The organism is Novosphingobium sp. LASN5T, assembly GCF_003856955.1.
Classification (GTDB): domain Bacteria; phylum Pseudomonadota; class Alphaproteobacteria; order Sphingomonadales; family Sphingomonadaceae; genus Novosphingobium.
This window is the reverse complement of the sequence record NZ_RQSI01000011.1, coordinates 34,865-48,671: the sequence shown is the minus strand read 5'-3', so window position 1 is coordinate 48,671 and position 13,807 is coordinate 34,865. Positions and strand designations below refer to the sequence as shown.

14 protein-coding genes are annotated in these 13,807 nt (G+C 65.7%); 10 read left to right on the top strand and 4 right to left on the bottom strand.

The genetic code is table 11. The annotated features are described in order from the left end of the window. Positions 1 to 224 precede the first annotated feature (224 nt). On the bottom strand, positions 225 to 1,487 hold the full coding sequence (locus EH199_RS09385) for a threonine ammonia-lyase (protein WP_124808996.1): 1,263 nt from the start codon (positions 1,485 to 1,487) through the stop codon (positions 225 to 227). 38 nt (positions 1,488 to 1,525) lie between these two features. Next, complete coding sequence (locus tag EH199_RS09380) at positions 1,526 to 1,819, bottom strand: hypothetical protein (RefSeq protein ID WP_190287200.1); 294 nt, start codon at positions 1,817 to 1,819, stop codon at positions 1,526 to 1,528. Positions 1,820 to 2,050: 231 nt separating this feature from the next. Between EH199_RS09380 and EH199_RS09375 the strand changes: the two genes are divergently transcribed. Then, positions 2,051 to 3,808, top strand: coding sequence for a cation:proton antiporter (locus EH199_RS09375; RefSeq protein ID WP_124809068.1), 1,758 nt, complete (start codon positions 2,051 to 2,053; stop codon positions 3,806 to 3,808). Between the two features lie 143 nt (positions 3,809 to 3,951). On the opposite strand, the gene EH199_RS09370 is transcribed toward EH199_RS09375, so the two are convergent. Further along, positions 3,952 to 5,136, bottom strand: coding sequence for an acyl-CoA dehydrogenase (locus tag EH199_RS09370; RefSeq protein WP_124808995.1), 1,185 nt, complete (start codon positions 5,134 to 5,136; stop codon positions 3,952 to 3,954). An 88-nt stretch (positions 5,137 to 5,224) separates the two neighbouring features. Between EH199_RS09370 and EH199_RS09365 the strand changes: the two genes are divergently transcribed. Next, positions 5,225 to 6,112, top strand: a complete 888-nt coding sequence (locus tag EH199_RS09365) for a LysR family transcriptional regulator (protein WP_124808994.1) — start codon at positions 5,225 to 5,227, stop codon at positions 6,110 to 6,112. A gap of 117 nt (positions 6,113 to 6,229) precedes the next feature. Further along, positions 6,230 to 6,778: a hypothetical protein gene (locus EH199_RS09360; protein ID WP_124808993.1), complete on the top strand. Its 549-nt coding sequence runs from the start codon at positions 6,230 to 6,232 to the stop codon at positions 6,776 to 6,778. Positions 6,779 to 6,901: 123 nt separating this feature from the next. Here EH199_RS09360 and EH199_RS09355 read toward each other — a convergent pair whose 3' ends face one another. Then, complete coding sequence (locus EH199_RS09355) at positions 6,902 to 7,612, bottom strand: TetR/AcrR family transcriptional regulator (RefSeq protein ID WP_124808992.1); 711 nt, start codon at positions 7,610 to 7,612, stop codon at positions 6,902 to 6,904. A 150-nt stretch (positions 7,613 to 7,762) separates the two neighbouring features. Between EH199_RS09355 and EH199_RS09350 the strand changes: the two genes are divergently transcribed. Genes EH199_RS09350 through EH199_RS09320 form a run of 7 tightly spaced genes read left to right on the top strand, consistent with a single transcriptional unit; the run spans position 7,763 to position 13,770 of the window. Next, positions 7,763 to 8,932 (top strand): amine dehydrogenase large subunit, encoded by a 1,170-nt coding sequence (locus tag EH199_RS09350; protein WP_124808991.1) that lies wholly within the window; start codon positions 7,763 to 7,765, stop codon positions 8,930 to 8,932. Between the two features lies 1 nt (position 8,933). Further along, positions 8,934 to 9,434 (top strand): MauE/DoxX family redox-associated membrane protein, encoded by a 501-nt coding sequence (locus EH199_RS09345; RefSeq protein ID WP_124808990.1) that lies wholly within the window; start codon positions 8,934 to 8,936, stop codon positions 9,432 to 9,434. Continuing rightward, positions 9,434 to 10,024: a thioredoxin fold domain-containing protein gene (locus EH199_RS09340; protein ID WP_190287199.1), complete on the top strand. Its 591-nt coding sequence runs from the start codon at positions 9,434 to 9,436 to the stop codon at positions 10,022 to 10,024. Before EH199_RS09345 ends, EH199_RS09340 begins: the two co-directional genes overlap by 1 nt. A 3-nt stretch (positions 10,025 to 10,027) precedes the next feature. Continuing rightward, positions 10,028 to 10,576 (top strand): methylamine dehydrogenase light chain, encoded by a 549-nt coding sequence (locus EH199_RS09335; protein WP_124808988.1) that lies wholly within the window; start codon positions 10,028 to 10,030, stop codon positions 10,574 to 10,576. Next, positions 10,573 to 11,058 carry a cytochrome c gene (locus EH199_RS09330; RefSeq protein WP_124808987.1) on the top strand — a complete coding sequence of 162 codons (486 nt, stop codon included), beginning with the start codon at positions 10,573 to 10,575 and terminating at the stop codon, positions 11,056 to 11,058. Before EH199_RS09335 ends, EH199_RS09330 begins: the two co-directional genes overlap by 4 nt. Then, positions 11,055 to 11,525: a cytochrome C gene (locus EH199_RS09325; RefSeq protein ID WP_124808986.1), complete on the top strand. Its 471-nt coding sequence runs from the start codon at positions 11,055 to 11,057 to the stop codon at positions 11,523 to 11,525. Before EH199_RS09330 ends, EH199_RS09325 begins: the two co-directional genes overlap by 4 nt. Positions 11,526 to 11,559: 34 nt before the next feature. Continuing rightward, a complete protein-coding gene (locus EH199_RS09320) occupies positions 11,560 to 13,770 on the top strand; it encodes a TonB-dependent receptor (RefSeq protein WP_124808985.1) in 2,211 nt (736 codons plus the stop codon). The last annotated feature ends 37 nt before the right edge of the window (positions 13,771 to 13,807 follow it).

Below are 13,807 nucleotides of genomic sequence, written 5' to 3'. Positions count from 1 at the left end.
TGCTGGGCTTCCTCTGGGCGTCCGGACCATCCGGCGCCGTTCAAAAACGACAATGCCTCAGCATCGAACTTGGTGAAAGACCCTTAACCACGAAATTATGCGCCTCAGTCCGTCTCGAGGCCGGCGCAGGCCCGGTTTGCGCCGCCCTGTCCCGCTTCCGGACGACAGGGCGGCGCATCCTTTACGAGACGGACACTTCCAGAACGGTCAGGCGAAGCGCGATTTCAGCCCAATTCGATCTGAACCACGTCATATCCCTTGGCGCGCAGCGCCGCGACCAGCAGGTCGATCTGCTCGCGATCGCGCGCCTCGCATTCGATCTCGGCCGTCAGTCCCTTTGCCGGGAGCGAGGTGAAGATGCGCTGGTGCCAGACTTCGAGAATGTTCACCTGGTAGCGGTTGAACTCCTCGACCACGTGGAACAGCGCGCCCGGGCGATCCTGCAGCACGATGCGCAGGCGGCCAAGACGGCCCGACCGCGCCAGATCGCGCAGCAGTACGTTGGCGAGCAGGCGGGTATCGATGTTGCCGCCGGTCAGCACGATGCCCACGTTGCGCCCTTCGAACAGGGCGCGGTTGCGCATCACCGCGGCGAGCCCGGCCGCGCCCGCGCCTTCGACCACAATCTTCTCGATCTGGAGCAGCAACGCCACCGCGGTTTCGAGCGCGGCTTCATCGACCAGCACGATATCGTCGACAAGCTGGGCCAGCACGGCCGAGGTGAAGGCGCCCGGCTCCTTGACCGCGATGCCTTCGGCCAGGGTATCGCCGCCGCATGGCAGATCGGCGTGCTTCAGCTTGTCGTACATCGACGGATAAAGCTGCGCCTGCACCCCGATCAGGCCGATATCGGGCTTCAGTGCCCGCGCCGCCGTGCCCATGCCCGTCAGCAACCCGCCCCCGCCGATCGGCACCGCCAGCATGTCGATCTCGGGCGCGTCCTCCAGCATTTCCAGCGCCACCGTGCCCTGCCCGGCGGCAACCTGCGGATCGTCGAACGGGTGCACGAAGGTCAGCCCGAGCTGCTTTTCCATCGACCGGGCATAGGCATAGGCCTCGTCGAACGTCTCGCCCTCGAGCACGACCTTGCCGCCGTTGCTCTCGGTCTGCATGATCTTCACCGTCGGCGTCGTCTTGGGCATGACGATGGTGACGGGCACGCCCAGCCGCGTGCCGTGGTACGACAGGCCTTGCGCATGGTTGCCGGCCGAAGCCGCGATCACGCCGCGCGAACGGCGTTCCTCATCGAGTTGCAGAAGGGCATTGAGCGCGCCGCGTTCCTTGTAGGCGGCCGTGAACTGGAGGTTTTCGAACTTGAGCCAGATGTTGGCGCCGGTGATGGCGCTCAGCGTCCTGCTGTAAAGCGTGGGGGTGCGCACCACCTGTCCGCTAATTCGCTCCGCCGCCGCGCGTACCTCGGCGATGTCGAGCAGGGCACCGGGATTGTCGGTGGGCTGCTGAGCGGATGAACGAACCAGATTTTCCATGCAGGCGCCCTAATGCAAAGGGCGCGCCAAGGAAACCGTTAACCGGTGGCCCGCGCGCGGCGGACAGCCGCCACGATCCCCAGCACCACAAGGATCGCCAGCGTATCGGCGATCCAGTCGCGGATGTCGCAATCGCGGTGCAGCTCCGGGATCGACTGCGCCAGTTCGATCAGCGCGCCCAGGAACGACAGCCGTTCGGCAATGCGCCGCTTCGGGAACGCCGGCCAGCCCAGCGCGGCCAGCAGGGTCAGCACCGAAAAGGCCAGCATGTGTTCGAACTTGTCGCCCAGCCGGTCTACCGGCAGCTGCGGCGGATGCGGCAGCACAGCCATGACCACCGCGAAGGCACAGCAGAACCAAAAAGATGCGCGCAGGACGGGTGGCGGAAACAGACCGGATCGGCGACGATGCATCATGCAGCCGCGTTAGCCTGACGGCAGCCGGCGAGGCAAGCAAGCGCGCGGCCATGATTGAGCGAAAGGCGGCAGGACGAAAGCGAACGCGGTGGGTTGCGGCCCGCGCGCGGCTGGCTACAGAAGGGGCATGCTGAAGGTCCGAACCCGATGAACGGCGGCGCGCCGCATTCCATGATGCACGACGGCTTCCTGTTGCTCGGCTTCGCGCTGGGCTTCGTGCTGCTGTTCCGGCGCCTGCGGCTGGGCGCCACGCTGGGCTACCTCGTCGCCGGCGCGGTGGTGGGGCCGCAAGTGCTGGGGCTGGTCGGCGATGCCGAACAGAAGCTGGGCATCGCCGAACTGGGTATCACGCTGCTGCTGTTCCTGGTCGGGCTGGAACTGAACCCTTCGCGCCTGTGGAAGATGAAGCGTGACATCCTGGGGCTGGGCCTGCTGCAGGTGACCGCCTGCGGCATGGCCATCGCGGCGATGATCGCGCTGGGCACGGAATTCTCGTCCGCCGCCGCGCTGGCGCTGGGTCTGCCGCTGGCGCTCTCCTCCACCGCGCAGGTGCTGCCGATGCTGCAATCGTCGGGCCGGTTGCGCACGCCGTTTGGCGAACGGGCTTTCGCCATCCTGCTGTTCCAGGACCTGTCGATCATTCCGATGATCACGATCATCGCCGCGATGAGCCGCAACCCGGCCGACGTGGGTGGCCCGCCGGGATGGCTGCTGTCGCTGTACACCATCGGCGCGATCGTCGGCCTTGTCGCCGCAGGGCGCTTCCTGATCCGCCCGCTGTTCCGCCTGATCGGCAAGCTGGGCGAGCGCGAGATGTTCGTGGTGGCGGCGCTGTTCACGGTGATCGCGGCGGCCGCGATCATGGAAGCGCTGGGCCTGTCCACCGCACTGGGCGCCTTCATCGCCGGGGTGATGCTGGCGGATTCGCCCTATCGCCACGAACTGGAAGCCGATGTCGAACCATTTCGTTCGATCCTGCTGGGCCTGTTCTTCCTGGCAGTGGGCATGATGCTCGATCTCAATGCCATCGCGCAGCGGCCGCTGTTCGTGCTGGGCATGGCGACGGCGCTGGTGGTGGCGAAGGCGGCGGTGATCTTCCTGATCGGCCTGGCCTTCCGCATGACCTGGCGCGGTGCGATGGCGCTGGGTCTGCTGCTGAGCCAGGGCGGCGAATTCGGCTTCGTGCTGTTCACGCAGGCACAGAACGCGCTGCTCGTGGCGCCGGAAGCCGCCAGCCTGTTCGGCGCGATCGTCACCGTATCGATGGCGAGCACGCCGTTCCTGATGATGGCCACCCGCCGCTTTCGCGACGAACCAGCGGCCGACCAGGGCGAGCGCGAAGGCCCGAGCGCCGACGGCGCGAGCGCGATCGTCGTGGGCTATGGCCGCTTCGGTCAGACGGTGGCGCAGATGCTGAACGCCAGCGACATCGAAGTGACGCTGATCGACACCGACATCGAGATGATCGACGTGGCGGCGAGCTTCGGCGCAAAGGTCTATTTCGGCGACGGCTGCCGGCTGGACGTGTTGCGCCAGGCCGGCGCGGCCGAGGCCGAACTGATCCTGTTCTGCACCGATGGCGACCAGCTGGACGCCGAGATGATCGAGGCGGTGCACGAGGCGTTTCCACAGGCCTTGATCTATGTGCGGGCCTATGACCGCCGCGCGGTGATCCGCCTGAAGCGCACGCCCGTCAGCGGGATCGTGCGCGAGGTGATGGAATCGGCCGTCAAGATGGCGCGGCTGGCGCTGGAGGATGCGGGCGTCAACCTGGAAGCGATCAACCGGGCCGAAGACATCTATCGCAACAACGATCGCGAACGGCTGAAAATCCAGATCGAGGCTGGCGACATCCGCGCCGCACGGGACCGCATCATCACCGCGCCAACGCCACAGGCGACGTGAGGGGCGCGTAAGGTATCGATTACCCGCCCCTGCCCCTCCCGCAAGCGGGAGCGGAGAAGTGTCGAAAGCCCCTCCTTTGACTCCCCTCCCGCCTGCGGGAGGGGTTGGGGGTGGGCCAGTGCCGGCGCCCCTCTCCTACGCCTTCAGAACGCGGCGATGCCCGTGATCGCGCGGCCCAGGATCAGCGCGTGGACATCGTGCGTACCTTCGTAGGTGTTCACGGTTTCAAGGTTCACCATGTGGCGGATCACCTGGTATTCGCCGGAGATGCCGTTGCCGCCGTGCATGTCGCGCGCGGTCCGCGCGATGTCGAGCGCCTTGCCCACGTTGTTGCGCTTGACGATCGAAATCATCTCGGGCGCGAAGGCGCCCTCGTCCATCAGGCGGCCGACGCGCAGCGAGGCCTGAAAGCCCAGGCTGATCTCGGTCAGCATGTCGGCCAGCTTCTTCTGGTACAGCTGCGTCGCGGCGAGCGGGCGGCCGAACTGCTTGCGATCGAGGCCGTACTGGCGCGCGGCGTGGTAGCAGAACTCGGCGGCGCCCAGCGCGCCCCACGAAATGCCGTAGCGCGCGCGGTTGAGGCAGCCGAACGGCCCCTTCAGCCCTTCGACGTTGGGCAGAAGCGCGTCTTCGGGCACGAACACATCGTCCATCATCACCATGCCGGTGATCGAGGCGCGCAGCGAGATCTTGTTGTCGATCTTGGGCGCGGACAGGCCCTTCATGCCCTTTTCGAGGACGAAGCCACGGATCGCGCCACCATGCGCTTCGGACTTGGCCCAGATCACGAAGACATCGGCGATCGGCGCGTTGGAAATCCAGGTTTTTGAACCGGAGAGGCGATAACCACCATCAACCTTCACCGCATGGGTACGCATCCCGCCGGGATCGGAGCCGGCATCGGGTTCGGTCAGGCCGAAGCAGCCGATAAATTCGCCGGTGGCGAGCTTGGGCAGGTACTTCATCCGCTGCTCTTCCGATCCGTATTCGTAGATCGGGAACATCACCAGGCTGGACTGCACGCTCATCATCGAGCGGTAGCCTGAATCGACGCGCTCCACCTCGCGCGCGACGAGGCCGTAGGAGACGTAGGACGCGCCGGCGCAGCCATACTTTTCCGGCAGCGTGATGCCGAGCAGGCCCTGTTCGCCCATTTCGCGGAAGATCGCGGGGTCGGTATGTTCCTGCGCAAAGGCATCGATCACGCGCGGCTGCAGGCGATCCTGCGCGAAGCTGCGCGCGGACCCGGCGATAAGCCGCTCATCCTCGGTCAGTTGCCCATCGAGCGCGAAGGCGTCTTCCCAATCGAACCGAACCATTCCTGCCATGTGGCGTCCTCCTTGCGCGTGATCCTGCAACCTGCCATCGATCGCATCAAGAACCGAATTTGCCATGTTCAATCGCGATATGGAATGAATGATGCTCGACGGCGACCAGTTGGAGGTGTTCCTGGCCATTGCCGAAACGCGCCACTTCGTGCGCGCGGCCGACCGGCTGGGCATCGCGCAATCGGTGGTCAGCAAGCGCCTGCAGCGGCTGGAAGACCGGCTGGGCGCGCGGCTGGTCACGCGGGGCAGCCGCAAGGACGTGGCGCTGACGCGCGCCGGCCAGCTCTTTCTGGACGAGGCGCGCGCGGCGCTGGCCTCGCTGCGGCAGGCCGAACGGATCGGGCGCAACATCGCGCGCGGCGCCGCCGGGCCGCTGCGCATCGGCTATGTGTTCTCCGCGGCGATGAGCGGAACGCTGGCGCGCGCGCTGCGCGCGCTGCGCGATGCCCTGCCCGATCTGGACGTGCGCCTTTCACTGATGGAAACGCCGGTGCAGTTCGACCGCATCGTTTCGGGCGAGATCGACATCGGGCTGACCCGCCCCAGGCCGTCCTACCCCCCGGCGATCACCGCGCGCACCGTCCACCGCGAACCGCTGGTGCTGGCGCTGGCCGACGACCATCCGCTGACCCGCCACGCCGCCGTCCGGCTGGCGGACCTGGCCGGCGAGCCGTTCATCATGCCGCAGTTCCATGAGGAAGTGGGCCTTGCCGAAGCGGTGCGCGACCTCGCGCGCGCCGGCGGCTTCGCCATGCCCGCGCTGCACCGCACCGACGATTTCATCTCCGCCGCCGTGCTCGCCGCCGCCGGGCGCGGCGTGGTCCTCGCCCCCGCCTCGCTCCAGCACCTCGCGCTCGACGGCCTCACCTTCCGCCCGCTGGCCGATCATGCGGCCACCGTCGAACTGGCGCTGCTCTGCCGCGACGACACCCCCGCGGCCGCGCGCGGCGTGATCGAGAAGGCGCTGGCGTTGTAGGGGTGGGCCAGTTCGACAACCCATTGTAATGGCGGTGGCCAGAGAGATTTGAGAGAAAGAGCCCCAGTCTGTATCAACACCATAACAGACAGGGCGCGATGATAGCGAGGCTGAAGCATGTTAACACTTCTGGCTATGCTGCTGGCATCGTCACCGGCAAGTATAGGTGCCCCGGATGAGTGTCAGTATGATTTGCCCAGCTACGTTGGAATGAACCCGATCGAATTTGATCAAGGGGAAGACGGCTGGAGACATCTTGCAAGCAACGAAGGATGCGAGCGCGAAGCCGCCGAACTTATTCAAAAATATGTTCAGTATAATGAAAATCAGCTGGATGAAGATATACGCCCTCTTCTCCGGTGGCATCGAGGGCAGCTTCTGGCCCTTTCGGGAAATTATGCCCAAGCCATTCCGGAGATGACTGCAAGCAAGAAACGCGCTTCAGCTGACATCGATGGGTGGAACTTATACGTTGAAGGAACGATTGCTTTTCTGGAAAATGATCGGGCGGCTTTGGATAGAGCCGCTTTTGATCTGAAAGCATTGAAACGACCTCCTGGTTATCCCGGAGGTGATGTAGATTGGCCTCCAAACCTTTCTATTCTTGGAATGTTGGGAAAATGCTTTGGCTCCCCCTACAAGAAAGCCTATGGAGGTGGATGTTGATTTTTTGATCAGGCATTGCACGTGATAAGCTCGGAACGAACGGGTGTGGGCGACTTGAGGACGGTCCACCAACCCCATCTTCTCCGCCATTGAACCCGTTCCGAGAGCCGCGCGCTACCAAAATCACGCCCCAGCGCGCGCCACACCCCCATCGTCCAGCGCCATAGCCAGCGCCTCTTCCGCCGTTACCGTTTTCAGCAGCGCGATGAACGATTTGAGCGCGATGCTTTCCAGCTTGGCCATGTGCGGCTCGAACGGCTTGTCGTAGCCGGCGAAGACAGTCATCCCCTCCATCGAGGCGGAGATGAACAGCGCGAGCATCTCGCAGGCCTCGCACGGCAGGTCGGGGCGCATTTCGCGGATGATCTCAATCGCCGGCGCGCGGGCGCGGACATAGAGTTCGTGGACGCGGTCGAACACGAATTCGTCGTGGTTGGACAGCGCCCACAGTTCCGGGAACAAGCGTGTGGTCTTCTTGCTGCGGATGTCTTCCAGCACCAGCAAGCACAGGCGGCGCAACCGCTCCTCCGGCGGCGCGCCGGGCATCCGCACGATGGTGTCGAATTCCTGCTCGTAGCTGCGGATCACGGCGTCGAGCAGTTCGCGCACCAGATCCTCACGGCTGCGGAAATGATAGGTCAGGTTGCCGAACTTCATGTCGCAGGCGGCGGCGACTCGCCGCATCGACATCGCGCGATAGCCTTCCTCGATCAGGATGTGCAGCGCGGTGCGCAGGATCAGTTCGCGCGTCTCGTGGCCCTTGGCATAGCCGCCCTCGCGTTCCGGAAATACCAGGTCCGTGACGAACGATGGCGCGCCATCATACTGATTCATAATAAATTTCAGCTCCGCTTTCGCCCTTGATAACTTCTCTCAAAAAATATGTCACGCGACAAAATTAGGTCACTTGACAGAATTATGCCTGTTTCGCCATTCTCCCGGCAACAAAGGCGCAACAATTCGCCGAGACTCTGGGAGTACCGCATGAGGTTTCTTGCTCTGGCGCTTGCCCTCTCCGTTTCGGCGAGCGCGGTTTCCGCCGCACCCGCCGCCTATCCCACGCCGCTGCCCGAAGAGCCGATCCCCACGGTCAAGGCGCTGCCGAAGGCGTGGCCGAAAAGCTGGGTCGTCATCCACGATTTCTACTTCGCCTCGATCCTCGACGGACGGCTTGCGGTGGTGGACACGACATCGGCCAACCAGCCGCTGAAAGGGCTCGTCCGCGCGGCGCAGTTCGCCAATTCGCTGGTTTCGCGCCAGCGCGGCGAAATCTACACGGCCGAAACCTTCTTCTCGCGCCTGACGCGGGGCGAGCGCACCGACGCGATCACCATCTGGGACATGGAAACGCTCCAGCCCAAGGGCGAGATCGTGCTCCCCGGCGGCAAGCGCCAGCAATCGGTGACCTATCCGCACCTGTTCCAGTTCACCAACGGCGAACACTGGGCGCTGGTGGCGAACTTCACGCCCGCGCAATCGGTAACGGTGGTCGACCTCGACGCGCGCAAGATCCTGGGCGAGATCGACCTGCCCGGCTGCGCGCAGATCTATCCCACCGGCGAACGCGGTTTCAGCAGCTTCTGCGCCGATGGTTCGATGTTCAGCGTGACGCTGGACGACAAGGGCCAGGTCGCCTCGTCGAAGACCATCGCCAAGGTGCAGGACATCGACAAGCAGCCGCTGTTCAGCACGCCCGCGATGATGGGCAGGACGGGCTGGTTCGTCAGCTACTACGGGCAGGTTCAGGGCTTCGATTTCTCCGGCCCGGTTCCCCGCCCGCTGCCCGGTGCGTTCAACGTGGGCACAGCCGAAGGCGGCGCGCCCGAATGGCGCCCCGGCGGCTGGCAAGTGATCGCGGCGGACGCGAAGGGTCTTCTTTACGTGCTGATGAGCCCCAACGGTCGCGAGGGCAGCCACAAGGATGGCGGCACCGAAGTATGGGTGATCGACCCGGCGAAGAAGGCGCGAGTCGCCCGCTTCCCGCTGCGGTCAGTGGGCGTGGCCGTGGGCGTGACGCCCGAGGACACCCCGCACCTGATCGTGGCGCGCGCCGATGGCGTGATCGACGTGCACGACGCCGCGACCGGGGGCTTCGTCCGTTCGCTGGGCGCGACGGTTGCCGCCAACCCGATCCTCATCACGCCGGTGCCCTGAGATGGCGCCCGCAACCGGCTCGATCACCCTGTTCCTTGCGCTGCTGCTGGCCGGATCGGCGCTGCACAAGGGGCTGGCCCATGAACGGCTCGCCATCGCCGCCGCGCGGCTGGCAGGCACGCGCCCGAGTTCCGGCCCGCTGCTCCTGCTGACGGCGGGCAGCGTGGAAGCGGTGGCGGCGGCCTGCCTGCTGATCGCTCCCCTGCAAAGGACCGGCGCGCTGATCGCCGCCGCGCTGTGGCTGGGCTATGCTATCGCCCTGTTCCGCCGCCGGGGCGAAGTGCTCGATTGCGGCTGCGATCTGGTCGCCCGCGAAAAGCCGGTGACCCTGGCGCAAACCGCCCGCCCGGCGCTGCTCGCACTGGCAGCCGGCCTCGTTTCCACCCTCCCGGCGGCGGCGTTCGGCGTCGAAACGCCCTTCGCCGCCGCCGGGCTTTGTGCGCTCTACCTCGGAGTTTCCGAGCTGCTCGCCATTCCCCAACCCGCGTGGAGGAAGCCGTGATGCTGACATCCCAGATCCTGCTGTGGACCGCCGTGATCGTTCAGGCGCTGCTGATCGCAGCGCTTGCCCGCCAGGTCGGCATTCTCCACGAACGCATCGCGCCGGCCGGCGCGCTGACCCTGCACCAGAAGGTGGAGGTCGGTGAAACCGCCTCGCCCATGACGGTGACCACCATCGACGGCGCGCCGCTCGAGATCGGCGGCAAGCGCGAAGGCCGCAGCCAGTTGCTGTTCTTCGCCTCGCCCGATTGCCCGGTGTGCAAATCGCTGCTGCCGGTGGTGCGCTCCGCCGCGCGCGCCGAGGCCGACTGGATCGACATCGTGATCGCGGGCGACGGCACCAAGGGGCAATACCGCCAGCTCGCCAAGGACCACGGCCTCGACGGCATTCCGCTGGTCCTGTCCGAAGCGCTCGGCCGTGCCTTCGGCGTATCGAAGCTGCCCTATGCGGTGCTGCTCGACGAAGCCGGCAAGGTCGCCTCGCTCGGCCTCGTCAACAGCCGTGAACACCTCGAAAGTCTGTTCGAAGCCAAGGAACGCGGCGTGGCGTCGATCCAGGACTATCTCGCCCGCCGCAACAGGGAGGCCTGAGCCATGGCCGGCTTTGACAAGCTTACCGAGAAATTCGCCCGGCGCATCGCCCGCGGCACGTCGCGCCGGTCGATGCTGGCGTGGCTAGGCGCCGGCATGACCGGCGCGGCCACCTTCCCCGTCCTGCCGGTGGCGCGCGCCGCCACGCACGGCGGCGGGCCGACCCATAGCCCGGTAACCGCCGGCATCGATCAGGACCCCGGCGACCGCACGAACTGCGATTACTGGCGCTACTGCGCGATCGACGGTTTCCTCTGCACCTGCTGCGGCGGGTCGGTCAGCAGCTGCCCGCCGGGCACGGAAATGTCGCCGATCACCTGGATCGGCACCTGCACCAACCCGGCCGACAACCGCGCCTATATCATCAGCTACAACGATTGCTGCGGCACGTCCTCGTGCGGGCAGTGCCTGTGCAACCGCAACGAGGGCGATCGCCCGCAGGTGCGCCCGCAATCGAACAACGATTACAACTGGTGCCTGGGTTCGCAGAGCAGCGTGTACAACTGTTCCACGGCGGTGATCGTGGGCGTGGCGCTGGACCAGCCGAAATGAAGGGCGCGTTGAAAGTCGCTGCGCTGGGTGCGGTGGCGCTGACCGCGGCGCTGGTCGCGCGCAGCCCGGCGCAGGCCGGCGGCGCGGAACCGAATGGCGCGGCGCTCTATGGCCGCTGCGCCGCGTGCCACACCGCGACCGGTGCGGGCGTGCCCGGCGCCTATCCCCCGCTGGGCGTGGATTTCCGCACGTTGGCAGCGCGCAACGAGGGCCGGCGCTATATCGCGCTGGCCGTGATCAAGGGGCTGTCCGGCCCGATCACGGTCGAAGGCAAGGCCTTTCGTGGCGTGATGCCGGCGCAAGCGGGCCTCGACGATGCCGCCATCGCCGCCGTGCTCAACCATGTCGGCACCACGATCACCAAGGCCGGGCCGGCGTTCCGCCGCTTCACCCCGGCCGAGATCGGCACGATCCGCGCCGGTGGCGCATCGCTTTCCTCGGCCGACGTCGCCCGCCTCCATGCCGGGGCCGGCGGTAAATGAAACCGGCCCTGCTCGCCTTTCCGCTCCTTGCCGCCCTGCTGGCCGGCGCTGGCGTGAAGGCGGGCGACGCCGCGCCGCCGGGCGTGACGGACGTGCGGCAGGCCAGGGTCGACTACATGCTGAAATGCCAGGGCTGCCACCGGCCCGACGGCAGCGGGGATGACCATTCCAATCCGCCGATGAAGCACATCGTCGCCCGGTTCCTGTCAGTGCCGGGCGGGCGCGAATTCATCGGCCGCGTGCCCGGCGTTTCGACCGTCAATCTCGACGACGCGCGGCTCGCCAATCTGGTCAACTGGACCCTCTACACGTTCGACGCGGCGCACATGCCGGCCGACTTCCGCCCCTACACGGCGGAGGAAATCGGGCGTCTGCGCCAACACCCCCTTCGGCTCGAGCGCGCCGCGATGAGAGCGCGCCTGGTCGAGGGGTTTTCACAACCAGGGCAGGAACAAGCGCGCCCCTAAACGGGGCACCATCACAATGGGAGGTAGCAATACCATGAGGGAACGTCTTCTCCGCAACACCGCACTGAGCGCGATCGCGATCTTCACCGCCACGGCCACCCCGGCCTTCGCGCAGGCGCAAAGCAACAGCACCAGCAGCGAAAGCGCACCGGGCGAAATCGTGGTCACCGCCGCGAAGCGATCGGAAAACCTCCAGTCGGTGCCGATCTCGGTTTCGGCGATCGGCGGCGACGCGCTGGAAAAATCGCGCGTCACCAGCGTGGACAGCCTGGTGACCAAGGTCGCCAACCTGCAGCTGACCTCGATCGTGGGCGACAACACGCCGATCTTCGCGCTGCGCGGCGTGTCGATGTCGGACTACAGCCTCAACCAGTCCAGCCCGGTCGCGACTTATTACGACGAAGTGTACAAGGGCAACTTCGCCTTCCTGGGCGTCGCCATGTATGACCCGGAGCGCGTGGAAGTGCTGCGCGGGCCGCAGGGCACGCTTTATGGCAAGAACACCACCGGCGGCGCGGTCAACATCATCAGCCGCGACGCCAAGCTGGGCGAGACCAGCGGCTATCTCAACGCGGGATACGGCAACTACAACCGCGTGGACGTGAACGGCGCGGTCAACGTGCCGCTGGGCGACAAGGCCGCGCTGCGCGTGGCCGGCACGTTCTCGCGCGCGGACGGCTGGTTCAAGAACGTGGTGCCCGGCCTGCCGGACCTTGCCAGCACACGCGAATACGCGCTGCGCGGCACGCTGAAGTTCGAACCGACCGACAGCGTGCGCTTCACCCTGCGTGCCTCCACCAGCTTTCAGAACCCGCAGAACTACGGCATCTATGCCCAGCCCGAAGCGGTCCAGCGGCCCGGCCTGTCGAAGTGGGAAATCGCCTCCGACGTCAGCCAGCGCCGCCGCGCGCGCACCACGTCGGTCGCGCTGACCACCAACATCGACGTCTCCGACACACTGGCGATCACCAGCATCACCTCCTACGACAAGGGCACGCTGTTCTTCCGCGAGGATACCGACGGCACCGCCACGAAGTTGCTGGAAATCCCCTATTACGACCGCGCCAGCCAGTTCGCGCAGGACCTGCGCCTGACCAGCGACACCGGCGGTCCGTTCGATTTCATCCTGGGCGCCTATTTCAACCGTGAGAAGGTCTATAACGAGACCACGTTCGAGATCGCGACCGACGTGGACGTCAACGGCGATGGCTTCATCAACGCGCAGGATTGCGCCGACGGGCTGCCGCTGGCCTGCAAGGTCAAGAACCAGTTCACCCAGATCAAGAAGAGTTTCGCGCTCTACAGCGACCTGAAATACAAGCTGACCGATGCGCTGACCGTGCGCGGCGGGTTGCGCTATACTCACGATACGGGCGTCCAGAGCGGCTTCCGGTCCGACGCGCTGGGCGTGGACAACAGCCTTGTCGCCACGCTGATCCCGCCGTCGGCGCTGCGCTACAAGAACAACAACGTCTCGGGCAAGATCGGCTTCGATTACAAGCTGGCGAGCGGCGATCTGCTCTACGCCAGCTTCAGCAAGGGCTATCGCGCGCCGAGCTTCAACGCGCAGGCGTTCTTCGATCCGTCGGAACTCAGCGTCGCCAAGGCCGAAAAGGTCACCTCGTACGAAGTCGGCGCCAAGACGCAGTTCTGGGACCGCCGCGTCACGCTGAACATGGCGGCGTTCTATTACGACTACCGCAACCAGCAGTTCATCAACGTCGATCCCACCACCGCCGCGCAGACGCTGCTCAACATTCCCAAGTCGCGCATCTATGGCGCGGAAGCGGAACTGACGGTGCGCCCGACCGACACCTTCACCTTCCACGGTGGCCTGGGCCTGCTGTCCACCAAGATCATCCGGGGCGACGTGAGCGGCACCGACGTTTCGGGCCGCCGCCTGTCGAACGCGCCTTCGCTGACCTTCAACGCCGGGGTGGATTTCACCGTGTTCAAGAACGACGCCCTGACGTTCTCGATCCATCCGGACCTCTCGTACCAGTCGAACCAGTTCTTCGAGGTGATCAACGTCCCCCGCCTGCGCCAGTCGTCCTATGCGCTGGTGGGCGGGCATGTGGATCTGGAGACGGCGGACGGGCGTTATTCGCTGTCGGTCTGGGCGAAGAATCTGGGCAACAAGTTCTACTTCACGTCGCGGGTGGACCCGCTGGCGGGCTTCGGCTTCGACTACAACCACATCGGCAACCCGCGCACGTTCGGCGTGACGCTGGGCGCCAAGTTCTAGGGACAACAATCCGCGCCACGAGCGCGGGGGAGAGGAA

Excerpts from the sequence above, each read along its gene's own strand:
- EH199_RS09385 (WP_124808996.1), bottom strand. The coding sequence starts at position 1,487 with ATGGAAAATCTGGTTCGTTCATCCGCTCAGCAGCCCACCGACAATCCC.
- EH199_RS09380 (WP_190287200.1), bottom strand. The coding sequence starts at position 1,819 with ATGGCTGTGCTGCCGCATCCGCCGCAGCTGCCGGTAGACCGGCTGGGC.
- EH199_RS09375 (WP_124809068.1), top strand. The coding sequence starts at position 2,051 with ATGAACGGCGGCGCGCCGCATTCCATGATGCACGACGGCTTCCTGTTG.
- EH199_RS09370 (WP_124808995.1), bottom strand. The coding sequence starts at position 5,136 with ATGGCAGGAATGGTTCGGTTCGATTGGGAAGACGCCTTCGCGCTCGAT.
- EH199_RS09365 (WP_124808994.1), top strand. The coding sequence starts at position 5,225 with ATGATGCTCGACGGCGACCAGTTGGAGGTGTTCCTGGCCATTGCCGAA.
- EH199_RS09360 (WP_124808993.1), top strand. The coding sequence starts at position 6,230 with ATGTTAACACTTCTGGCTATGCTGCTGGCATCGTCACCGGCAAGTATA.
- EH199_RS09355 (WP_124808992.1), bottom strand. The coding sequence starts at position 7,612 with ATGAATCAGTATGATGGCGCGCCATCGTTCGTCACGGACCTGGTATTT.
- EH199_RS09350 (WP_124808991.1), top strand. The coding sequence starts at position 7,763 with ATGAGGTTTCTTGCTCTGGCGCTTGCCCTCTCCGTTTCGGCGAGCGCG.
- EH199_RS09345 (WP_124808990.1), top strand. The coding sequence starts at position 8,934 with ATGGCGCCCGCAACCGGCTCGATCACCCTGTTCCTTGCGCTGCTGCTG.
- EH199_RS09340 (WP_190287199.1), top strand. The coding sequence starts at position 9,434 with ATGCTGACATCCCAGATCCTGCTGTGGACCGCCGTGATCGTTCAGGCG.
- EH199_RS09335 (WP_124808988.1), top strand. The coding sequence starts at position 10,028 with ATGGCCGGCTTTGACAAGCTTACCGAGAAATTCGCCCGGCGCATCGCC.
- EH199_RS09330 (WP_124808987.1), top strand. The coding sequence starts at position 10,573 with ATGAAGGGCGCGTTGAAAGTCGCTGCGCTGGGTGCGGTGGCGCTGACC.
- EH199_RS09325 (WP_124808986.1), top strand. The coding sequence starts at position 11,055 with ATGAAACCGGCCCTGCTCGCCTTTCCGCTCCTTGCCGCCCTGCTGGCC.
- EH199_RS09320 (WP_124808985.1), top strand. The coding sequence starts at position 11,560 with ATGAGGGAACGTCTTCTCCGCAACACCGCACTGAGCGCGATCGCGATC.